The following is a 24,434-nucleotide window of genomic DNA, read 5'->3' as shown; positions in this document are numbered from 1 at the left end:
TCTTCTCAGCGCGAGAAAGTTTGAGGATAGCTTCAGCGGTATGATTCATAAAGATAAGGCTGGATTACTTTGATTGCATTAATTAGAACAGAAAATCAGATGGAATGGTATAAGTTCACTCTAATCATGCGTGCAGTATCAATGACAAAACGCTTCCAAGCATGGCCACAGTATTAACAATGGCTTTCTTATAAAATTTAAGAGATAAAACCGTGCTTTTATATGGTTAAAAAGCATTTCATTAGCAACTCAGTGGTTGTTGCTGCACGAGGTATGGCTTGAGTTGTGGCTAGTTGTTGGAAAAAGCATCAGTTAAGTCACATTAGCGTGTTTTTGCAGTCGTAAATATTATTTGCTGCATGGTTAATTCACTATTCTAAACAATAAAAAACCCACTAAAAGTGGGCTTTTGATAAGAAAGGATTAATTACATTTTTGGCATGACAACAGTGTCTAACACGTGGATCACGCCATTGCTTGTTTTAATGTCTGTAGCAATCACTTGCGCGCCGTTGACATAAACTTTGCCATCTTTTACTTCAATGGCTAAATCTTGACCTTGTACAGTCGTTGCTTTAGTTAGTTTTACAACATCAGCAGCCATCACTTTGCCAGCGACTACGTGGTAAGTTAAAACGCTGGTAAGCGCTTCTTTATTTGCGACTAACGCATTTAAATCTGCAGCAGGGATTTTGGCAAATGCGGCATCATTTGGTGCGAATACAGTAAATGGGCCTTCGCTTTTTAACGTATCTACAAGATCAGCCGCTTTTACTGCAGTGACTAAAGTGGTGAAATTGCCAGCAGCAACGGCAGTATCAACGATATCTGCTTTCATGCCATGGTTGTGCGCTTGTGCGACAAAAAATAATGATGTTGCTAATAACGAACCTGTGATCATACGTGAGAGTTTCATAATTTTTCCTTTTAGCTTTAGGTTAGACATAAAAGTCGCAATAGAAACGCTGTAGACAGTTGCAAGGATCAGATTTATATTTTTTAATTTTGCTGAAACCAGATGTTAACTAATTACGTAGCTGGCAGCATTAATGCAAACATGATTGATAATATGCCCTTTTTTTGCTGCATTTTTGCTTTAAAAATCGCCAAAGTGAGTCTTGTGCAACGTGTTTTATGAATTGATCCATTTGCTATGTCGGTACGAGTTGACTAGTAATTGCCAGTCAAATAGTTGCATACTATTGTCGAATGATCACCAATATGGCTATAACAATGTTTATGCAAGTTTGTCGCGCAGCAAGAACTTTATGGGTTGTTTTGATGTTACAAATCGTGGGATGTAGTCAAGGCAGCACATACCCGCTGGATCCGCTGCAACAGCAACGTTTGGCACAAGCCAATTTGCAATATAAAAGTTTAATTGCGGATATAGAGCAAGGCCCTGATCCCGCTAGATTAGCCACGTTACGTAAGCATTATATAAGTACTTCGTTTTACCAGCCTCATACCATGACGGAACGCGTGTTATCGACAGCAATGTTTGATGCTATCAAACAGCAGCAATGGCAAGATTGCTTGTTACAAAGTGACAAAATTTTAAAAACAAATTATATCAGCCTTAATGGTCATTACGGTGCCATGCTTTGTCATTTGGAAAGTCAGCAACAGACACAGGGCGAATATCATCAAGAGGTGTTAGACAGCTTAATGGCGGCTATCTGGCAAAGTGGCGACGGTAAAAGTACTGCTTCAGCTTTTCAAGCTACCAGTACAACTGAGTTGTATACTTTTATCCAAATGCATGGTTTTGATATTCAAGCACAAGCGTTGCTTTGGCAGGATGACACGCCTTACGACGTGATGACGATTGTGAATCCAAGAGATGGTACTGAGTTTGTTTGGTATTTTGATATCAGTGCACAAATGTTGCGTAGCAAGTCAACGGCAGGGCTATGATGCAAGATCGTAATCTACGTAACTTTTATATCCCCGAAGAGCAGTCTATTTACCTGTTAAATGCCAATGATGCGAAAAAGCTGAAAGACTGGGTGGCGCTTTGTATTGATGAGTTAGAGAAACTGGGATACCAACAAATTAGTTTACTGGGTAAGGGCGCTTATGGCTTTGCCTTTGCGGGTTTTGGTATTGATGAGCATCCTTATGTTTTTAAATTCTCACGGATCAATTTGCCGCAGCATATTCAAGAACGTTTAGCGGATGAAGCCTTTATGCTATCGCAGGTCGATCATCCTGCAGTGCCGCCTTTTGTCACTTATCAGGTGATTAAAAAGCAGGGGATCTTAATGATGGGGCGGGCTCCCGGTATCGATCTGGAGCAATATAGCTTATTACATGGGCGTTTACCGGTAAAACTCATCATTTCTATTGCCGGACAATTAGCCGATTTACTCTGGCATTTACGACGTAATCAAAAAGACGGTGAAGCCTTACCGATTGTCCATGGCGATGTTAAACCGTCTAATTTGGTGTTTGATGAGGAAAGCGGCCTCGTAAGCTTAATTGATTGGGGCTCATCCGTTTTTGCACAACTTGATCATGAAGGACATTACTTATCCAATAATGTGATGCAACTGATGTCGGCAGACTTACAGAATTCGAATGCTCGAATGGGGGATGTATATTTCACTGGGCCTGAGCAACGTGCGGGGCAGTTATCTAGCCCGCGTTTTGATGAGCAAGGTGTTGCCAGCACGCTATATGCCTTAGCATCCGGCCAACCTAGCCGCTTTGGTCGTAAAGCGATTCCGGCTAGAAGTCTTGGTTTACCGCTCGAATTTGCCACTATGCTCGATGGTATGTTGTCCGATGATTTAACATTACGCGAACAAGCAGGGGACTATTTTTTACAGCATATGGCCCGTTTGCAGCGCTTAGTGTTACCAGAGCTGCCATTGTTTAATGATGATCCTTTGTTACCGGTGTGGGTAAGCGATCAACAGCGTGAATTAGACACAGTGGTTTACTCTTCACGTAAATCGTTTTTGCGGGAGCACAATGAAGATAAGGATATTGGCTATGTCGATGATGTGCAACTCGAACGATATTATAAAAATTATTTAGAAGGTATGGGCGAGACAGAAAAAGCCTTTATTGCGGCAGTCAGCCGTTTAGCCCGTTATCCGGTGGTAGGCGGTATTGCGATCCACTGGCAAGCTAATGGGGTTTATATCGATTGTAGCTTAAACTTGTACAATGATAAGTTGGCGCGAGCCTTTGCATTAGCTGTTAATAATGTGGTGACTTTAGCGCGCGCGATCAGCAAAGTTGGTATCTTCAAAGCGTGTTTATTCAATGCCCGCAACACCATTCATATTAGTCGTGAGTCGACTCAGCTGCCTTTTATTCCGGCGGAGAATAGCGTCATTCCTTATCAATTAGCCCCGGTGATCAGTTTAGAAGAGGCCAGCAAGCAACATTCTTACTTTGAAGATGGTAAAGATCCGGATGAGCAATTGGTGTTGCCTGATGCGATTATGGATGATATTGCTCGGCTTAACTTAATTCGACATACCGGTTGTATTATCTTTGAGGTAGCGCCACTTTATATGAAAGTGCATAGCTATTACCGCTTACTCGATCCTACCGCTGAACGCGAGTTTAATGCCTTACTACAAAGTATTTTAAGTAAAGTTGCTTTAATCAGTGGTGAAGGCGTCGGTGGCTTTATGAAGTTGCCTTACAAAGATACGCGACGCTTTAGCCATCAACCACAAGCGCCACAATGCTTGTATCCGGCAAATCCATATAGTTTTGTCGTTTAATACGGCAAGGCTGTTGAAATAAGCAGCAAACCAAGCTTTCCGCGCTGAATGTCGCGCTCTGGCTGCGTGGTTTAAGCTAAAAAAGGTTTAAATTAATGCTTAAAACAAGTAATGTATGGCCTTTAGTGTAACCTGAATTTGATAAGAAGTATGTCGAGCGAGAAAAGCGCCAATTACCGTTTATTGCTAGAGCAAGCACGTGGCTTGTTAGAGCACGAATCTGATCTGATCGCCAATATGGCTAATCTCAGTGCCTTGTTGTTTAATGGCTTACCCGATCTCAATTGGGCAGGCTTTTATATTATGCGCGAAGGTGAATTAGTTTTAGGCCCGTTTCAAGGGCAAGTGGCTTGTGTGCGCATTGCCGTGGGTAAAGGTGTTTGTGGAACCTGTGTGGCCACAGGCGCTATTCAACGGGTGGCAGATGTCCACGAGTTCCCGGGTCATATCGCTTGTGATGCTGCCAGTAATTCAGAAATTGTCTTACCCGTGCGGCACAACGGTATCGTGATTGCGGTACTCGATATTGATAGCCCTTTACTAAACCGCTTTGATGACATTGATGAAGATTATCTGGGTCAGTTAGTCGACATTTTTGAACAACGTTTGGCTCAGGTTTAATGAAAGATTTATTATCTGTGCAGGATTATTTACTGCAAGTTGATGAAGTCGGTGACTGGGATGGCGAAGAAGAGCTAGTAGCAGATAAGTTTAATGCTATTGCTCACGCTGTCTGGGATGCTTTACCCGACACCCTAACATCAGTAGAAATAGCGTTTTTGATGCCGCAATTGTGGGAACAATTGCGCGGAGACACTATTTTATTGGATGTAGATCAAGACGAGTTGGTTGGTTGGGCGCTATCTTTTGTCCAACAACAAATAGATGAAGGCATAGCAGAACTGCTTGCTGAACAAGATGATGAAGAAGAGTGAATCCTGAATGACAAATTCCCCTGCTGAGCTAGTTGAAGCAACAGACCTACCTACTGCCGAACATGCAAAACTGGCCAATGTGAAAGATGTACTGGCGTATTTAGTCAGTGAATTCCCATTGTGTTTCGCTGCTGATCAACAAGTTAAACCTCTGAAAGTAGGTATTTTTCAGGATTTAGCTGCACGGCTTGCTGCCGATAGCCCAGTGAGTAAAACCCAATTACGTCAAGCGTTAAGAGTTTATACCTTAAGCTGGCGTTACCTTGAATCTGTAAAAGAAGGCGTTAGTCGCGTTGACCTTGACGGTCAAGCTGCAGAGCAAATTGATGCACAACAAGCTGAGCATGCCGCAAAATTATTAGCTGAAAGTAAACAAAAAGCCGCTGAGAAGCGTAAAGCTAAAATGCAAGAGCAACGTGCTAAGCAAAACGTCGCCAAACCTGTTGCTGCCGGTGTTGATAAAAAAAGACCGAACAAAACGGCAGAACGCGTCTCTAAGGCTCAGAAGGTGCCAGCAAAAGCGACACCTGTAAAAGCCACAATTGACGTTGCGCCCGTTGCCGTCACGTTAACAACCGTTGAACCGACGCAGTTAGCGACAGGTGATAAAGTGCTTGTTAAATTAGGCTCGTCACCGATGCACGCCACGATAACTGAAGTGAATTTACCGGATGTAACGGTGCAACTTGGTTCTGGCATGATCATCAAAACACGTCAGGATAGCTTGTACAAAGCTTGACGAATATAGAGAGTGTTATGAAGAAATTATCCCTGATAGCGGTTGGTTTATTTTTAGCTTTAGGCGTAACAGCAACAACACCTGAGCCACTCGACAGTAGTGCGCTACCGGTTATTAGCCAATCAGCTCAACATGCCACAGCGAGTAAGCGCATTGCAGCAACATTCACGCGATCGCATTATTTGCCTGTGCAATTGGATGATGCGTTGTCGGGACGAATTTTTGACCTCTATTTAAAAAATCTCGATTATTATCGCAATCACCTGATGGCGTCAGATATTGCTGATTTCGAGCAATACCGTAATCAATTTGATGATGGCATTAATCGTGGCAATTTAACGTTTGCTTTTGACATGTTTAATTTGGCGCAGCAGCGCCGTTTTGAGCGTTTTGACTTTGCGTTAGCGCAGTTAGCGCAAGATTACGATTTTGCTGTCAACGATGAGTACGTTTACGATCGTGAAGATGCTGCTTGGCCAGCCGATTTAAATGAATTGAACGAGTTATGGCGGCAACGCGTCAAGTTTGATTTGTTAAATCTTAAACTCACCGGTAAGACCGTTGATGAGGCGAAAGAGATCCTGACTAAGCGTTATAAAAACACGCAAAAACGCTTAGTACAAACACAAAGTGAAGATGTGTTTCAAATTGTGATGAACTCTTTTGCCCGTGCTGTAGAAGCGCACACCTCATATTTATCACCTCGTAATGCTGAACGTTTCCAACAAGAAATGAACTTACAGCTAGAAGGTATTGGTGCGGTATTAAGAGCGGACGAGGATTACACCGTCATTCAAAGCTTAGTTCCCGGTGGTCCTGCTGACTTAACACAGAAAATTAAGCCAAAGGATCGTATTGTTGGTGTCGCACAGGAAGCGAAAGACTTTGTTGATGTCGTAGGCTGGCGGTTAGATGATGTGGTCGATCTGATCAAAGGGCCCAAAGGCAGTAAAGTACGTTTACAAGTATTGGGTGGCAGCGAAGCGAACAGCCAAACACAAGTGATTGAGATTGTTCGTGATAAAATTCGTTTAGAAGATCGAGCTGCCAAATTTGAAATACTGGCCCCTAAATTAAGCGAGTTACAAAGTAAAATCGGTGTCATTAACATTCCTGGTTTTTACAACAATTTATCAGAAGATGTGAAAAAGCTGCTGGTAGAGGCCAATGAACAAAAAGTGGATGCGCTTATTATCGATTTACGTGGTAATGGCGGTGGTTCTTTACAAGAAGCCACATTATTAACCGGTTTATTTATTGATCGTGGCCCAGTGGTGCAAATCCGTTATGGTGATGGCAAAATTGGCTTAAATGGGGACAGCGATGGCGTATCTTATTACGACGGCGCCTTAACCGTTTTGGTCGATCGTTATAGCGCTTCTGCTTCAGAAATTTTTGCCGCTGCGTTACAAGATTATGGCCGTGCTCTTATTATAGGTGAACAAACCTTTGGTAAAGGTACGGTGCAGCAGCATCGTGGTATTGGTCGCATCTATGATATGTTTGAGCAACAATTAGGTAGCGTGCAATACACTATGGCCAAGTTTTATCGGATTAATGGCGGCAGTACGCAACATAAAGGTGTGATCCCTGACATCACCTTCCCATCGCCGATAGATCCAGCGGAGTGGGGTGAAAGCAAAGAAGAATATGCCTTACCTTGGGATGCCATTGCGCCTGCGCAATATCAAGGGTCTACGGGTATTCAGCAACAAGTGCCGATTTTGCAGCAAAAACATCAACAGCGCTTAGCCAAAGAAACGGAATTTCAGTATTTGCTAACCGATATTGCCGAGTATCAACAGCAAAAAGATGAGAAAAGTGTGTCGTTGAACAAAGCAGAGCGTATCGCCAAACGCGAAGCGGATGAAGCACGTGCGCTAGCGCGTACAAATGAACGGTTAAAACGTTTAGCGTTACCTGCGGTGACCTCAGTAGATGATGCCCCAGAGTTATTATCTAAACTGGATCCGTTTTTAGAAGAGGCGGCGCATATTACTGTTGATTGGATACAGTTAAACCAAGTTGCTAAAAAATAAAACATGATTTAGCCAAAGGCGGTTTTTACCGCCTTTCTTTTATGTTACAAAAAAGACACCATAATAATTATAAAAGGGCCTTATAACGATGGCAGCGCCAAAATCCCCCAGTATGTTAGATGCGTTGATACCCATGGTGGTATTAATTACGTTACTTGGTTGTTCGGTTTACCTGTTTAAAGATGATTCCTCATACGGGCCCAATCAAATTGCGTTATTCATTGCCGCAGCAGTCGCGTCCTTAATTGGTTTGAAAAATGGTTACCATTGGCAAAGCATCGAACAAGCGATCGTCAAAGGCATCTCGGTGTCCTTAGCCGCGGTGTTGATCTTATTGGCGGTAGGCGCGTTAATTGGTACTTGGTTATTATCGGGCACGGTTCCCACTTTAATCTATTATGGTTTGCAGCTTTTAAATCCTTCTTGGTTTTATGCCGCCAGCTGCCTGCTGTGTGCCATCGTTGCCATGAGTATCGGCAGCAGTTGGACAACGGCCGCTACCATTGGTGTCGCCTTAATTGGTGTAGCGAGTGGCTTAGGGTTGTCTCCCACTATTGCGGCTGGTGCTATTGTGTCAGGGGCCTATTTTGGCGATAAAATTTCGCCCTTAAGTGAAACGACCAACCTTGCTCCTGCGGTGGCTGGTGCCGATCTTTTTGAGCATATTCGTCATATGTTGTGGACGACTATTCCGAGCATTATTCTGGCGCTGTTTGGCTTTGTGATCATTGGCTTTAACAGCGATGTTTCTGCGGATTTCCAGCATATCACTGACATTAGTAACATCTTACAGCAACAATTCAATATTAGTTTATGGTCATTAGTACCGTTATTAGTGCTGTTGGTCATGGCGATCAAAAAAGTCCCCGCATTTCCTACCGTCTTCATTGGTGCCTTGTTGGGCGGTGTGTGGGCGGTATTATTTCAAGATGATCTCCTTAGCCGTTTAGCATCGGATGATTTACCGCGCGCCGTGGCTGTTTTTAAAATCATTTGGCAAACTTTATTCGCCGGCTTCTCTATCTCTACCGGTAACGAAAGTATGGATGACTTACTCAGTGGCGGCGGTATGGCCAGCATGCTCAATACCATTTGGTTAATTTTTAGTGCTATGGTGTTTGGCGCTGTGGTTGAACACATCGGTTTGCTACGCAAGTTTGTTGAAGCCATCTTAAAGTTAGCTCGCAGCAGTGGTTCATTGATAGTCAGTACCATGGGCACCTGTTTAGCAACCAATATTTTAACGGCAGATCAATATATTTCGATTGTGATGCCTGGGCGGATGTTTAAAGAGGAATATCAACGGCGTAATTTGGCCCCCGTAAATTTATCTCGAGCGCTAGAAGATGGTGGCACGATCACCAGCCCCTTGATCCCATGGAACACCTGCGGTGCTTATATGCACGGTGTATTAAATGTGAACCCACTGGATTACTTTATTTATGCGTTCTTTAATTTAATTAACCCAATATTGGCCGTAATTTATGCTTACATGGGCATAAAAATCCTAAAACTGACGCCTCCTAAATCAGTGGTTGAACGCGTATTGGCAAATTAAATTCATTATATTTACTATCTTCGCTGATGCTTAAACGCTTGAAGCTGATGATCTTAATGCTAACGTCTAGTTATGGCGATAAGGGCTTTGTTTTACTTATCCCATAATCTAGCCTCAGGCTGGTTTGTGGTGATAAGTAACGATTTTAGGAAAAAGGCGAAAAGCCGCCCGACTGAGTTAGCCGCATCAGATCTTGTTTAGGTTTTTGTTATTGAACAGCGACTTCAACACAGGATTTTTTATGAACGACACTTTACATCGTCAACCCAAACGGCTTGCAGACTATCAACCTCCTTGTTTTACTATTCGTACCATTGATTTAACCTTTGAACTGGCTGCCACGGCAACTCGGGTGACGTCTATATTGCGTTTTAAGCGTAATATGCCAGGTAATATGGTGTTAGATGGTCAACAATTAATTTTAGAGAGCATCACGTTAAACGGTGAAACTTTAACTGCTGCCCAGTACGAACTTACCGCTGATAGCTTAACGTTAAGCAATGCCCCTGATGAGGGTGAATTAGAAATTGTTACGCTAATTAACCCAGCGCAAAATACCGCTTTAGAGGGCTTATATTTAGCCGATGGTGTGTATTGCACCCAGTGCGAAGCGGAAGGTTTTCGGCGTATTACTTATTATCCCGATCGCCCTGATGTCCTAGCGATATTTAGCACCACCATCATCAACGATAATCAGGCATTACCGTTTTTATTATCGAATGGTAATAAAATCAGTGAGCAAACCTTATCTGATGGTCGTCGTGTAGTGCGTTGGGAAGATCCCTTTCCCAAACCCGCTTATTTATTTGCTTTAGTCGCGGGAGATTTTGATTGTCTTAGCGATAACTTTGTTACCGCTTCAGGGCGTTCAGTGCTGCTTGAGTGTTATGTGCAGAAGGGCGATTTACCACGAACTGAGTTTGCTATGGCTTCACTAAAGCGGGCGATGCGCTGGGATGAAACACGCTTTGGTTTGGAATATGATTTAGATCGTTATATGGTCGTCGCTGTTGATTTTTTTAATATGGGCGCGATGGAAAATAAAGGCTTAAATGTTTTTAATAGTAAATTTGTTTTAGCGGATGCGCAGTCAGCTACAGATTTAGATTATTTTAATATTGAATCTATTATTGGCCATGAATATTTTCATAACTGGACGGGCAATCGCGTGACCTGCCGTGATTGGTTTCAGTTAAGTTTGAAAGAAGGTTTAACGGTTTTTCGCGATCAAGAATTCAGTGCAGATATGGGTTCACCCACCCTCAACCGTATTGATGCCGTTAAAGTTATGCGTACGGCTCAGTTCGCCGAAGATGCCAGCCCAATGGCGCATCCGATCCGACCTGAGCAAGTGATCGAGATGAACAATTTCTATACGGTAACGGTGTACGACAAAGGCGCCGAAGTGATCCGCATGTTGCAAACTATTTTAGGTAAAACAGACTTCAGTGCAGGTTTAAAACTCTATTTGCAACGCCATGATGGCCAAGCGGTTACCTGCGATGATTTTGTTCAAGCAATGCAAGATGCCAGTGGTATTGATTTAACGCAGTTTCGGCGTTGGTATAATCAGTCCGGCACACCTGAGCTCACGGTAAAACAGCAATATGATGCAACAAACCAGCAATTAACGTTAGACATTAGCCAATATACTCCTGCCAGTGCTGAGCAAGCAGGTAAATTGCCTTTATTGATCCCGGTACGGATCGAATTGCTCTATCAAGATGGTACTCCCGCTCGGGCTGAGCTATTACTCCTGTCTGAGCAGCAACAACAGTTTAAATTAGATCAAATACCTCAACAACCGTTAGTGGTGTGGTTAGAAGATTTTTCAGCACCGGTAAAATTACATACCAGTTATCAAGCAACCGATTTATTAACGATTGCCAGCAGCGCCAGTAATGGTTTAGCGCGTTGGGATGCGATGCAACAATATTGGTCGTTATTAATTGCTGAAGCGATAAAACAGCAGCAAACACCCGTGTTATCAGCTGAATTAATCGCGGTATTTCGTGGCTGGTTGCAACAGCCGTTAGCCGATCTGGCTTTAACGGCGGAGCTATTAACCTTGCCTGATTTTGATACTTTAGCAGGGCAATATCATGAGATCCCGGTAGCAGCCTTATTGCAAAGTCTTACCTTGCTGCAGCAGCAGATAGCAATAAGTTTACAGGCTGACTTTGCTGCTTGTTATCAGCAAATCACTCGCGAGCCTTATCAATACAGTGAACAGGCGGTAGCAAAGCGTGCCTTAAAGCGGCGCTGTTTAGGTTATTTAGCCTTGACTACAGAGGGGGAGAATTGGGTGGCGCAGCATTATCAGCAGGCTGACAATATGACCGATCGTTTAGCCGCGTTGCAATCGGCGCAGGCGGCCGCCTTGCCAAGCGCAGCGCAGTTGTTAGAACAATTTGCACAACAGTATCATGCCAATGTCCAAGTTATGGATAAATACAGTAACTTGGTCGCCGTTACGCTAGGTGATGATGTTTTTAGTAAGATGCAGCAAGTTACCGAGCGCAGTTGGTTTAGTTGGAAAAACCCAAATCGCATCCGCGCATTATACAGTGCCTTTTCACAGCGTAATCCGCAACAATTCCATCGGGCAGATGGCAAGGGGTATCAGTTACTAGCCGATGTTGTCAGTAAATTAGATCCGGTTAATCCACAATTAGCCGCGCGTTTATTGACGCCATTATTGTCTTGGCGACGTTATGATAAAGCACGTCAGCAGCAATTAATTGCCATGCTATCGGCATTGTTGGCCCAGCCTGGTTTATCGGATGATGTCTTTGAAAAAGTCAGCAAAAGCTTGCCATGAATCGCCAGTACCTGTTCTCCGGTTTTATTTCAACTGAGAAGTGTCAGCAGTTTTACCGCGGTGAAATACGCTATGTTATTGTTACTGCAGACAGTGGCGAACGTATCCAATTGGCTTTTAAGCACTTTAAACCTTTTATTAGTCAATTGGGGATCCGAGGACGATTTCGATTAACCTTGACCAACAACGGAGATTTCTTTAGCTTAGAGAAAATTAATTAGAGTAATAACTTCAAACGATAGCTTGCTGAATATTCTTAATTTGATTTGTGTTATTTCTATATTAATCAACACTTTGGTGATTTTGGTCTCTGGTCTGTCCTGATGGGTCAAACTGTGGTCTGACCAAATCGCATGCCTTATTGGCTAAAAAACGAAAAAATGAATGTAAATCAATAGATTTACGCTGTAGCAAGCCTTGCTAACGCCCAAAAATGATGTAATTATTTTAGTGAAAGAGTCTGCTTATGCTTGGGCATAAGAAACAGATCACAACTAAAAGAACAGACCATAACCTGTTAGACAGGGGGGAGACAACAACATGTTAAAAAGTCCCAACCGCTTTGCAAAAAGCCCATTAGCTGCGGGTGTCACTGCCGCGCTGCTCATGCTCGCCTATGCACCTGCACAGGCAGCATCCTTTAGCTTAGGTGATGTTGATATCGTTTTCGATTCAACTTTCTCTTACGGTGCCAGCTGGCGTACTGAAGAACGCAACTGGGATACCATTGCGAAAGTAAACCATCCACGTTTTGATTGGACAGGCTATAACGCGGCCACTAACGTGATTTACCCCTCTGCTGATATCTGGGCTCAACCAGGTGCTTATTCAAGCAACGGTGATGCGGGTAATTTGAATTTTGATCGTGGTGATATGTTCAGTAGCTTATTTAAAGGCTTACACGAAGTTTCCATCACTAAAGATAACATCGGCTTTTTTGGCCGGTTTATGTATTTTTACGACACTGCACTGAACAACGGTAACTTTGCTTATAGCAATCCGTTAAGTGGTGCTAGTGTTGACCCATGCGCTGACGATCGTTCAAGCGAGTTAGCCTGTAAAGATATTCGCTTATTAGATGCATACATCTATGGCAACTTTTCTTTCAATGACGGTATGACGCCGGTGACCGTGCGTTTGGGTAATCAAGTACTAAGCTGGGGTGAAAGTACTTTCATTCCACACGGTATAAACATTACACCCGTTGACGTAGGTATTTTACGTGCACCAGGCGCCGATTTAAAAGAAGCCTTTATTCCAACGGGTATGTTTACCGTATCGGTAGGTTTAACTGAAAACCTGTCGACAGAAATGTTTTACCAATACGATTGGCAAGAAAGTTATTTACCGCCTCCAGGCACTTATTTTTCTACTAACGACTTTGCCGGTCGCGGTGGTTATGCACAAAACATTCAGTTAGGTTTTGCTGGTAACCCAGATATTGATCTGGCGTTCTTGCTACAAAACTTAAATGGTTTAGGTGCTGCGGTTGCCGCGGGTCAAGTCAGTGCAGCGCAAGCGGCGCAATTATACTTAGCCTACCCAACAAAAGTAGCATTACGTCCAGCCGGCTCTGCAGGTGAAACAACGCCTGAAAATGGCGGTCAGTATGGTATTAAATTTGAGTATTTTGCACCTAGCTTAGGTGATACCGAATTTGCACTGTATTACATGAACTACCACAGTCGTGTACCTGTTATTTCAGGGGTGGCTTCTAATTTTAGCTCGGCCGCTATTCAATCTGATATTGGTTACTTGGTACAAAACGCAGGTAACTTAGATGCCAGCAATGTACAAAATCTACAAGCGTTCTCTAAAGGCATCTTAGAATACCCTGAAGATATCAAATTGTACGGTTTTAGTTTTAACACTAACTTAGGCACCACCTCTGTAGCGGGTGAGATTTCTTACCGTCAAGATGATCCTCTACAAATTGATGACGTGGAGATTTTATACGCGGGTATGCCAGAGCAGTTAGCCAATGCAGGTTTACGTCCTGATTTAGCGGGTATTTCTCAGTTAGGTCGTGACATTGGCGTAAAAGCCACACCAGGTAACTATGCGCAAGGTTATATCCTGCGTGATACCGCACAAGCTCAAGTCACCTTAACCCATTTGTTTGGCCCAATGTTAGGTGCTGATAACTTTACGATGTTGGCTGAAATCGGTGGTGTCAGAATCAACAATATGCCAAGCCAAGACGTATTGCGCTTAAACGGGCCCAGCACCGATCGTAGCGGTGGCCCGTTAATTGGTGCTAATGGCGTGTCAGATGGTTTGCATACTGGCTTATCAAATGGTGCTGAAACAAACCCGTTCCCAACTGCGTCAGCCTGGGGTTACCGGATCTTAGCAAAAGCTGATTACAATAACGTGTTTGCTGGGGTGAACTTATCTCAACGTTTAGTGTTATCACATGACGTGAATGGTATTACACCTGACCCACTGTTTATGTTTGTTGAAGATCGTAAGTCGGCATCTTATGCCTTGTCTTTCGATTATTTGAGTAAATGGTCTGGTGAACTCAGTTACAACTGGTTCTGGGATGGTGTTGGTACAACAAACAACATTGCAGATCGCGATTTTATTTCATTCAATATTAAATACTCTATTTAAGGGACGAGCACGAATTATGAAAAAACTCACCCTGTTAGCTTCAGCTGTAGCGTTAGTGTTCAGCTGTAATGCACTGGCTAAATTACCGGCTGATCAAGTTGCCCGTTTAGGTCAAGATCTTACGCCAATTGGCGCAGAACGCGCTGGCAATGCCGATGGTTCTATTCCGGAATGGACTGGTGGTATTAAATCTGCTCCAGCGGGTTTTACCCCGGGTAATCACCATCCAAACCCATTTGCTGATGACAAAGTGTTATTTACTATCAGCAAAGCGAATCTTGAGCAATATCGTCAGTTTTTAAGCCCTGGCCAAATTGCTTTATTTGATTTGTATCCTGATACATTCAAAATGAATATCTACCCAACACGCCGTAGTGCGTCTTTTCCACAGTACTTTTATGATGCGACTAAACAAATTGCTGGTAGTGCTGAGTTAGTGCAGGGAGGCAATGGTTTACGCAATGCCGCTATTGGTATCCCGTTCCCTGTGCCATCTAACGGTGTTGAGGCGGTTTGGAACCACATTGTACGTTACCGTGGTGTAGCCGCTTCTCGTAATGGTGGCCAAGCTGCACCGACGTCGAATGGTACTTTCACGATCATTGGTTTTGACGAAGAAATCATGTTCAAGTATTCACATCCTGATGCGACGCCGGCTGCATTAGAAGCGGAAAACATCCTGTTCCGCTTTAAACAAAGCGTAAACTCACCTGCGCGTTTAGCGGGTACAGCGTTGTTGGTGCACGAAACCATGGACCAGGTGGCAACACCGCGCCAAGCATGGACTTATAACACCGGTCAGCGTCGTGTTCGTCGCGCACCAAACGTGGCTTATGATGCACCAGGTACTGCGTCAGATGGTCTTCGTACCACGGACGATTTCGATATGTTCAACGGTTCTCCAGATCGTTATGAGTGGACGTTAAAAGGCAAACAGGAAATGTTTATTGCCTACAACGATTACAAACTGCATAGCAACACCCTTAAGTATGACGATATTTTGCAAGCCGGTCATATTAATCCAGAACATGTGCGTTATGAAAAGCACCGTGTTTGGGTGGTTGAAGCAACCTTAAAAGAAGGTACCCGTCATGTTTATGGTAAGCGAGTATTCTTTATTGATGAAGACAGCTGGCAGATCCATGTAGCGGATTTATATGACAACCGTGGTGATTTGTATCGTGTTGCTGTTGCTCATGGCTTGAACTACTACGAAGTGCCAACGCACTGGAGTACTTTAGAGGTGTATCACGATTTGAACTCTCGTCGTTATATCGCTATCGGTTTAGATAACGAAGACAAGATGTATGATTTCTCGGTAACCCTGTCTGATAATGATTTCACACCAGCTTCGCTGCGTCGTGAAGGTACTCGATAACACTTAGTTCGAAACAAGGCTGGCTAGTAGCCAGCCTTTTTTTTAACAAGACCAGTGTCATTCACTGCTATATTTTAATTAACTGACGCGCTAAGCAGAGTGAACTCAGCTCATGTATAACAAAATTTTTACCGGATGTCTGGCCGCGATGTTCCTGGTTCAGGGTGCTTATGCACACGCCAGCGATGCAGACGAAAACACCGAAATGTCGCCTAAAGCGGCTTATATGATGCCGTTGGCAAGCCAATCGCTCTTAACTGATGTGGTTAAGGTCGGGCAGCAAGGTTTTGCAGCTGTGGGTCAACGTGGTCACATATTGCTGAGCAATGATGCCAAAAACTGGCAACAAGCTACTGTGCCTGTTCAATCATTACTTACTTCGGTCTATTTTACAGACGATCAGTATGGCTGGGCGGTTGGGCACGACGCGACCATTTTACATACTCAAGATGGTGGCAAAAACTGGCAACTGCAGCAATTCCTGCCAGAACAAGATAAGCCTTTGATGGATATTTATTTTTTCAATCGGCAACAAGGCTTGGCTATTGGCGCATACGGTCTGTTTTTTACGACGTCTGATGGTGGAGTGTCTTGGCAACCGACCTTCCACAAAACCTTAGTTTCAGCAGATGACGCTGAATATTTAGCTGATTTAGAAGAAACCGATCCTGAAATGTATTTATTAGAACGCGAGTCGGTGTTGCCACATTTTAATCGGTTAATTGTCAACGATCAGCAAATCATCATGGTGGGCGAAGCGGGTTTTATGGCCAAAAGTGACGACGCCGGCGCTAGTTGGCAGCGTTTAGAAGAATTTTACAATGGCTCCTTGTTTGCTGTGCATCGCACAGAACAGGGCAGTATTGTGACTGCGGGTTTACGCGGTCACGTTTTTTTAAGTGAGGATGATGGCGATAGTTGGCAGCAAATTGATTTGCCGGTGTCTGCTACCCTCAACAGTCTTTTTGCTGATTCAGCAGGTCGACTGTTTATCACTGGTAATGCTGGCGCACTGCTGCGAAGCGAAGATAACGGTCAAAGTTTTCAAGATATGTCACAAGCCGATGGTCGCGCTATTTTAAATGGTGTCGCCCTAGGTGAGCAGTTGTTACTGGTCACTGAGGTAGGCATTAAATTAACACCATTAAGTAAGTCTGAATAATATGAGTATGAATTGGCTGGTAAATAAAATTGAAATTGGCTTGTTTCGGCATCGGCTGATCGTGATTGTGCTTTTTGCACTCACCACGTTATTGCTGTTGTTTAAAGCAACAGACATTAAATTGGATGCCGCTTTTAGTAAGAACATCCCCTTAAAGCATGAATACATGCAAACCTATCTGAAGCATGAAGCGGATTTTGGTGGTGCAAATAACATTCTGATCGCCATGTGCGATGCCAGTGGTGATATTTTCAATGCCAATTTTTTTGATAGCTTTCGTCGTGCCCACGATGATGTGGTGTATACACCCGGTATTGAGCGGGTATTAGTTAAATCTCTGTTCAGTCCTAGTACGCGTTTTATTGAAGTGGTAGAAGATGGTTTTGCTGGTGGCCCAGTGATCCCGGCTAATTTTACGGCCGACGCGCATGGTCTTGCCAAAGTAAAAGAAAATACCGAAAAAGCCGGTGTGGTTGGCCGGATGGTTGCTGACGATTACAGCTGTGCCATGATCACCGCTTCGTTATTAGAGTTGGATCCAGAAACCAACTTACCCGTCGATACCATTGCTTTTGCCTCGACGTTAGAAAACGACATTCGGGCAAAATATCAATCTGAGCAAATCAGTGTGCATATTATTGGTTTTGCCAAAATGGTTGGCGATGTGGCTGAAGGTGCTAAGGGTGTCGTGGCGTTCTTTGGCGTTGCGATTGTAATCACTTCCATCATGGTATTTTTGTTCTCCGGCTCGTTAATGCTTACAGTATTGCCCATTGCTTGTTCATTAATTGCGGTGGTTTGGCAAATTGGTTTATTAACGGTACTGGGTTTTGGTATCGATCCGATGTCGATACTGGTACCGTTTTTAGTCTTTGCCATTGGTGTAAGTCATGGTGTGCAAATGATTAACTCCACCGGTAAACGGGTTGCTAGCGGCATGAATGCAAAAACGGCCGCCCAAGCCAGCTTCCGCAAATTGTTAGTACCTGGCGGTGTGGCGCTGTTATCGGATACGGTGGGTTTCTTAACGCTATTAATTATCGAAATTGGCGTGATCCGTGAGCTTGCTATCACAGCCAGTTTAGGTGTTGCTGTGATCATCCTGACTAACTTGGTGTTGTTACCGGTGTTAATGTCGTTTGTGCGCTTTAGCGATAAGTACAAGCAAAAAGTAGCTGCGCCTAATCTGCGCGCGGAAAAGGTATGGATGGCCTTATCGGCCTTCGCAACTCGGCCTTATGCAACGGTCATTTTACTCGCTACGGCCTTGTTATTTGCTTATGGCCATTGGCAAAGCCAGCAGTTAAAAATCGGTGATCTGCATGCCGGTGCCCCGGCTTTACATGAAGACTCTCGTTATAACCAAGATACCTTTATGATCACCGACCGTTTTGCAATTTCGGTGGATTATATCAATGTGATGGTTGAAACCATTCCAAGTGCTTGTACTCACCATGAAATAATGGATCGGATCGATCAATTTCACTGGTTAATGGAAAACGTACCTGGGGTGCAGTCAGCCGTTTCTTTGCCGTCGGTATCAAAAGTGATTAACGCAGCCTACAACGAAGGTAATGCGAAATGGCGAGTTTTACCCCGTAACACACAAAGTTTGGTGCAAGCGTCTTCGCGCGTTGAAACCAGCACGGGTTTACTTAACGCCGATTGTTCGGTGATGCCAGTGATGTTGTTTTTAGAAGACCACAAAGCTGAAACCATCGAGCGTGTTGTTGCTGCGGTGAAGCAATACGGTGCAGAATTAGGTGATGAGCAAACGCGGTTTGCGTTAGCGACAGGCCCTGCAGGAGTGATGGCCGCCACCAATGAGGCGGTGAGCGATGCGCAACAACCGATGATGTGGTATGTCTATGCTGCGGTCATCGTATTGTGTTTACTGAGTTTCCGCTCTGTTCGGGCAACGGCTGCCGTGATTATCCCGCTGTATGTCGTATCCGTGTTAGCGACCGCGTTAATGACGAAATTGGAAATCGGTTTAACCGTATCGACGTTGCCAGTGATTGCGCTGGGTGTGGGTATTGGTGTTGATTACGGCATTTATATTTTATCAACAATGAGCCAGCAGTTGCGTGAAGGTATGCCACTGCGCCAAGCTTATTTTGAAGCCTTAAAAGAGCGGGGCAGCGCAGTCTTGTTTACAGGTATCACCTTAGCGATTGGTGTAAGCACCTGGGTGTTTTCAGCACTGAAGTTCCAGGTAGATATGGGGATCCTGTTAACCTTCATGTTTATTGTCAATATGCTCGGCGCTATTGTGGTTTTACCGGCACTGGCGAGCTTCTTTTGGCGCAAAAACTAAGCGATTGCGCTTAACGCGTTTTGACATATTTATGCAGTGATGCAATGAGAAAATGGCCGTAAGGCCATTTTCTATTTAGGGTGCTTGAATAATCAACCAAATCTTCAGGCTAAACACTGGTTTAACCAGCATAAAAGCCAGAAATATCACTTCAAAAGCGCTACAATAATTACTACACTGCACCTGCACCATCCCTTATAATTTTGTGGATCATGCGACCTCGCAGTGATTGATAAAAGGATGTAATAATAATGACCAAGTTAGACAGTCTACCCTCAGTGTTACTACAAAACGTCAGCAAGCTCATCAAACAAAAAGTAAAAGAGCAAGTAACGTTAGTCGAAAAGTTTGCTTTAACCCTCTATGGAAATATGTCCAATGAAGATTTAGTCGGTCGTAATGACAGTGATCTCTATGGTGCTGCCCTCAGTTTATGGCAAACATTAAATCAGCATGCCGATGCTGCCGCGCGGATCCGGGTGTTTAACCCTGAACTGGCTCGCCATGGTTGGGAATCTAAGCACACTATTGTTGAGTTAGTTGTGCAAGATATGCCATTTTTAGTTGATTCGGTGCGAATGGCGTTAACCCGTCATGGCATTACCGCACACTTGTTATTACACAACCCGCTGCAAACTAAACGTGAGAAAGACGGCACCATAACCGATTTTTCAAAATTAGGTCGTTTAACCGATCCCACCACACAACAAACCGTGTTTCATATTGAAATTGACCGGATGACGGATGCTAGCGCTATCGACGCGTTAAAAGCCGAGTTGTTGTCTGTGATGGAAGATGTGTCTTTAGCTGTGCAAGATTGGCAACCGGCTAAGCAAAAATTAGAAGCGGTGATCGCGGCATTACCTAAGCATGCGGGTAAAGCCAGCAAAGAAGACATCGCCGAAACTACGGCGTTTTTAAATTGGTTAGTGAAAGATAACTTCACTTTACTGGGTTATCGCGCTTATGACATTAATCCGGTAAAGGGCGATTACCAAATTGTTGCTCATAAAGACAGTGCGCTCGGCTTAATGCGTCGTTCTGAACCACGTGATTTGATGTTATCCGAATTACCCGAGCGTGGCCGTGTGCAAGCGTTAAATAGCTCGTTGCTGGTATTAACCAAAACCAACAATAAATCTCGTGTACATCGCCCAGCCTATATCGATTATATCGGTATCAAGCGTTTTGATAAGAATGGTAAGGTGGTGGGTGAGGATCGCTTTATCGGTCTTTATTCATCCAGTTTGTACAACAACAGTGCAGCGGATATTCCATTACTGCAAAGTAAACTGCAACAAGTGATGACCCGTTCAGAATTCGCGGTGGGCACACATGCCTACAAAGCGTTATTGAATATTTTAGAAACGTATCCGCGTGATGAATTATTACAAGCGAACGTTGATGAATTATTAGATGTGAGCATGGGCGTACTGCAAATGCAGGAGCGTGACATGACACGTTTATTTTTGCGTGCAGATACCTTTGGCCGCTTTGTTACGGCGATGGTTTATGTGCCGCGAGAACGCTATAACACGCAATTACGTAAAGATACGCAAGCCTTACTGGCACAAGCTTTAGGATCGACTGAGCCAGTTGAGTTTACTACGTATTTCTCTGAATCTGTGTTGGCCCGCACCCATTATTTGGTGCGGATCAATGACCGCCAAGTTGAGTATAAAGTGAAAGAAATTGAACGTAACCTGGTTGAAGCCGCCCGTACTTGGGAAGATAAACTCGAAACAGCCTTAATTGGTGTTTATGGCGAAGCCAAAGGTCGTGACCTTAGTCGTAAGTATTTACATGCCTTTCCACGTGCCTATAAAGAAGACATGTTACCGAATGATGCCCTGGTTGATATCGGTAAGTTAGAAGGCTTAAATGCTGAACATAAGCTGGAAATGTTGTTCTACCGGCCACAAGAAGAGAGCAAAGACAGCAAAGCAGTACGTTTAAACTTATTCCATAAAGATCATCCTATCCACTTATCTGATGTGTTACCGATGTTAGAGAACTTCGGTTTACGGGTTATCGGTGAAACGCCTTATGCGGTGAAGTGTCCGGATGGTTCTGTTAGTTGGATCTTAAACTTCGCTATGGAGTTAACGGGGGAGTTACCGGCCGACTTTGCTGCAGCACAACAAAGCTTTCAAGATTCTTTAACCAAAGTTTGGTTAGGGCAGTTAGAAGACGATGGTTTCAACCGCTTAATTTTAGGTGCAGGCATTACTGGTCGTGAAGCGTCAATTATTCGTGCGTATGCTAAGTATAAACGGCAAATTGGTAGCACCTTCTCGCAGGCTTACGTTGAAAATACGTTCTCGCGCTATGCGGGTTTAGCCAGTTTATTGGTGCAGTTGTTCAGCATGAAGTTCGATCCAAAATCGAAAGTTACCGCTAAGTCGATTGAAAAACTGGAAGATCAAATTGCCGCACAGTTAGAAAATGTCGCTAACTTGGATGATGATAGGATTATCCGCCGTTTCGTTGATATGATTAACGCAACCTTGCGTACCAACTATTATCAAAAAGCGGCTGATAACAGCGACAAGCCATACATCTCATTTAAGATCAAACCTGATCTGATCCCTGAAGTGCCATTGCCGCTACCGATGTTTGAAATTTTCGTTTATTCACCTCGGGTTGAAGGTGTGCATTTACGCTTTGGTAAGGTGGCGCGTGGTGGGCTACGTTGGTCAGATCGACGCGAAGATTTCCGTACCGAAGTGCTTGGCTTGGTTAAAGCCCAGCAAGTTAAAAACACCGTTATTGTGCCGTCAGGTGCAAAAGGCGGTTTTGTATGTAAAAAACTACCGGAAACCGGCGGGCGCGAAGCCTTTATCAATGAAGGTAAAGATTGCTATCGCACCTTTATTCGTGGTTTGTTAGATATTACCGACAATATCGTGCAAGGCAGTATCGTTCCACCTACTGATGTTGTGCGTTTAGATGAAGATGATCCGTATTTAGTCGTCGCAGCAGATAAAGGCACGGCGACCTTCTCAGATATATCAAACGGTATTTCGGAAGAGTATTCCTTCTGGTTAGGTGATGCCTTCGCTTCAGGTGGCTCTAACGGCTACGATCACAAAAAGATGGGCATTACTGCTCGCGGCGGATGGGAAGCAGTTAAACGTCACTTCCGTGAAATAGGCATCAATTGTCAAACGACTGATTTTACCTGTGTCGGTATCGGTGATATGGCCGGTGACGTATTTGGTAACGGTATGCTGTTGTCAAAACATATCCGCTTGCAAGTGGCATTTAACCATATGCATATCTTCGTTGACCCGAATCCTGATGCGGCAAGCTCGTTTAAAGAGCGCGAGCGTTTATTTAATCTGTCGACATCAACTTGGGATGACTATGACAAGTCATTGATTTCAGAAGGTGGTGCTATTTTCAGTCGTAGTGCGAAATCCATCAAACTTTCACCACAAATGAAAGAGATGTTAGGCACGAGCAAAGCGACCATGACGCCGAATGAATTAATTCGTGAATGCTTAACCATGCCAGTGGATTTAATTTGGAACGGTGGTATCGGTACTTATCTGAAAGCGACGAATGAAAGTCATGCTGAAGTGGGCGATCGTGGCTCAGAAGCCCTGCGGGTGAATGGACGTGATTTAAAAGCGAAGATCTTCGGTGAAGGGGGTAACTTAGGTGCGACGCAGCGTGGTCGTATCGAGTTTGCTAACAACGGTGGTCGTATCAATACCGACTTCGTTGATAACGTCGGTGGTGTCACCTGCTCTGATAACGAAGTTAATATCAAGATACTCTTGAATGCGCTTGTCACAGGTGGTGATTTAACCATCAAACAACGTAATAAGTTGTTAAACGAAATGACGGATGATGTGGCGGCAATCGTGATTAAAGATTGTTACCGTCAAACGCAAAGCATTAGCTTGTCTTCATTACTCGGCTCTGAGCAAATTAAAGAATACACCCGTTTTATCCACGCTTTAGAAAAAGACGGTAAGCTAAATCGTGAATTAGAATTCTTACCTTCTGATGATGATCTTGCCGATCGTATGGCTAAAGGCATGGGCTTAACGCGTCCAGAACTGGCTATCCTAACGGCCTATGGCAAGATGGTATTAAAAGAGCGTTTAGTTACGCCAGATATCTCGGATAATGCCTATTTCCAACAGTTACTCAGTGGCGCTTTTCCAAAAGTATTGCAAACAAAGTTTGCTGAGCAAATCAGCCAGCACCCGTTAAAAGCCGAAATTATTGCCACTAAACTGGCCAATATGCTGGTTAATGAAATGGGGCCTAACTTTGTGCAACGAATGTTCGAAGAAACGGGCGCCTCAGTATCGGAAGTGGCCATTTGTTATGCTATCGTCCGTGAGTTGTTTGAAGTGGGAAGCCATTGGAAACAATTAGAATTACTCGACAATAAAATTGCCGCAGATTTACAAAGCCGTGTGCTGTTCCAGTTACGTCGTACTATTCGCCGTGCCACGCGTTGGTTTGTGCGTCATCGTGACAAGTCATTAGATATCAAACAAACGATTGCTTTCTTCCAGCCTGCTTATAATGATCTGGTTCACGATCTGTCGAAATACGTGGCCGAGCGTGAAATGCAGGAATTAACGGAAAAGAGCAAGGTGTTAACTGAACAGGGTATCCCGGCTGAGATTGCCCGTTATCTGACGCAGTTAAGCACGGTATTTTCGGTAATGGATATTGCCCAAGTGGCGGATAATCAACAACTGCCATTAGCGATGGTCTCAGAAATTTACTTCAAACTGGGCGACAAGCTGGAGTTACATTGGTTCCTCGAGCAAATCACTCGTCAACCGGTTGCCAACCACTGGCAAGCGCTGGCACGTGCCTCTTATCGTGAAGAATTAGATTGGCAACAACGAGGTTTAACTGCGGTAGTGGTGAAAAACTGCGGTAATGCTTGTGATACCGACGAAATAATTGACAATTGGTTAGATCAACACCATAGCTTAGTTGAGCGCTGGCGCTCAATGTTAGCCGAGTTTAAAACAACGCAAAGTCATGAATTTGCAAAATTCTCAGTGGCGATGCGTGAATTGATGTTGTTAAGTCAGTCAGTTTGATGCTGTTGTTTTAGCCGTAAAGTCATTACAATACCCCGGTTTTTCCGG

Annotated in this window: 15 protein-coding genes; 14 read left to right on the top strand and 1 reads right to left on the bottom strand. The window is 44.0% G+C overall.

Annotated elements, in window-relative coordinates:
• Window positions 1-427 precede the first annotated feature (427 nt).
• The gene (locus tag ORJ01_RS15155; protein ID WP_226751684.1) at window positions 428-916 is read right to left on the bottom strand and encodes a fasciclin domain-containing protein; all 489 of its coding nucleotides are present in this window, start codon (window positions 914-916) and stop codon (window positions 428-430) included.
• A 305-nt stretch (window positions 917-1,221) separates the two neighbouring features.
• Between ORJ01_RS15155 and ORJ01_RS15150 the strand changes: the two genes are divergently transcribed.
• The 14 genes from ORJ01_RS15150 to ORJ01_RS15085 all read left to right on the top strand — a co-directional run bounded on the left by ORJ01_RS15150 (window position 1,222) and on the right by ORJ01_RS15085 (window position 24,386).
• Window positions 1,222-1,917 carry a DUF4919 domain-containing protein gene (locus ORJ01_RS15150; RefSeq protein ID WP_306178749.1) on the top strand — a complete coding sequence of 232 codons (696 nt, stop codon included), beginning with the start codon at window positions 1,222-1,224 and terminating at the stop codon, window positions 1,915-1,917.
• A complete protein-coding gene (locus ORJ01_RS15145) occupies window positions 1,917-3,743 on the top strand; it encodes a phosphotransferase (protein ID WP_255654616.1) in 1,827 nt (608 codons plus the stop codon). Before ORJ01_RS15150 ends, ORJ01_RS15145 begins: the two co-directional genes overlap by 1 nt.
• A gap of 150 nt (window positions 3,744-3,893) precedes the next feature.
• Window positions 3,894-4,364, top strand: coding sequence for a GAF domain-containing protein (locus ORJ01_RS15140; RefSeq protein ID WP_226751681.1), 471 nt, complete (start codon window positions 3,894-3,896; stop codon window positions 4,362-4,364).
• Window positions 4,364-4,678: a hypothetical protein gene (locus ORJ01_RS15135; protein WP_226751680.1), complete on the top strand. Its 315-nt coding sequence runs from the start codon at window positions 4,364-4,366 to the stop codon at window positions 4,676-4,678. Before ORJ01_RS15140 ends, ORJ01_RS15135 begins: the two co-directional genes overlap by 1 nt.
• A 7-nt stretch (window positions 4,679-4,685) precedes the next feature.
• Window positions 4,686-5,417 (top strand): RNA chaperone ProQ, encoded by a 732-nt coding sequence (proQ, locus tag ORJ01_RS15130; protein ID WP_306178748.1) that lies wholly within the window; start codon window positions 4,686-4,688, stop codon window positions 5,415-5,417.
• A 17-nt stretch (window positions 5,418-5,434) separates the two neighbouring features.
• Complete coding sequence (gene prc / locus ORJ01_RS15125) at window positions 5,435-7,456, top strand: carboxy terminal-processing peptidase (RefSeq protein ID WP_306178747.1); 2,022 nt, start codon at window positions 5,435-5,437, stop codon at window positions 7,454-7,456.
• 88 nt (window positions 7,457-7,544) lie between these two features.
• Entirely contained in the window at window positions 7,545-9,014 is a 1,470-nt protein-coding gene (gene nhaC / locus ORJ01_RS15120) for a Na+/H+ antiporter NhaC (protein WP_306178746.1), read from the top strand.
• Window positions 9,015-9,255: 241 nt separating this feature from the next.
• Window positions 9,256-11,835 carry an aminopeptidase N gene (gene pepN, locus ORJ01_RS15115; protein WP_306178744.1) on the top strand — a complete coding sequence of 860 codons (2,580 nt, stop codon included), beginning with the start codon at window positions 9,256-9,258 and terminating at the stop codon, window positions 11,833-11,835.
• Window positions 11,832-12,056, top strand: coding sequence for a DUF2835 family protein (locus ORJ01_RS15110; RefSeq protein WP_306178743.1), 225 nt, complete (start codon window positions 11,832-11,834; stop codon window positions 12,054-12,056). Before pepN ends, ORJ01_RS15110 begins: the two co-directional genes overlap by 4 nt.
• Before the next feature lie 319 nt (window positions 12,057-12,375).
• Window positions 12,376-14,451: a DUF1302 domain-containing protein gene (locus tag ORJ01_RS15105; RefSeq protein ID WP_306178742.1), complete on the top strand. Its 2,076-nt coding sequence runs from the start codon at window positions 12,376-12,378 to the stop codon at window positions 14,449-14,451.
• Window positions 14,452-14,464: 13 nt separating this feature from the next.
• Complete coding sequence (locus ORJ01_RS15100; protein WP_306178753.1) at window positions 14,465-15,829, top strand: DUF1329 domain-containing protein; 1,365 nt, start codon at window positions 14,465-14,467, stop codon at window positions 15,827-15,829.
• A gap of 112 nt (window positions 15,830-15,941) precedes the next feature.
• A complete protein-coding gene (locus ORJ01_RS15095) occupies window positions 15,942-16,991 on the top strand; it encodes a YCF48-related protein (RefSeq protein WP_306178741.1) in 1,050 nt (349 codons plus the stop codon).
• Between the two features lie 7 nt (window positions 16,992-16,998).
• A complete protein-coding gene (locus tag ORJ01_RS15090) occupies window positions 16,999-19,308 on the top strand; it encodes an RND family transporter (RefSeq protein WP_306178752.1) in 2,310 nt (769 codons plus the stop codon).
• A 251-nt stretch (window positions 19,309-19,559) separates the two neighbouring features.
• Window positions 19,560-24,386 (top strand): NAD-glutamate dehydrogenase, encoded by a 4,827-nt coding sequence (locus ORJ01_RS15085; RefSeq protein ID WP_306178740.1) that lies wholly within the window; start codon window positions 19,560-19,562, stop codon window positions 24,384-24,386.
• Window positions 24,387-24,434: the final 48 nt, after the last annotated feature.

Source organism: Alishewanella sp. SMS8 (assembly GCF_030737935.1).
Classification (GTDB): Bacteria; Pseudomonadota; Gammaproteobacteria; order Enterobacterales; family Alteromonadaceae; genus Alishewanella; species Alishewanella maricola.
Note: the sequence above shows the minus strand (reverse complement) of the source record. Positions and strands in the feature narration are given on the sequence as shown.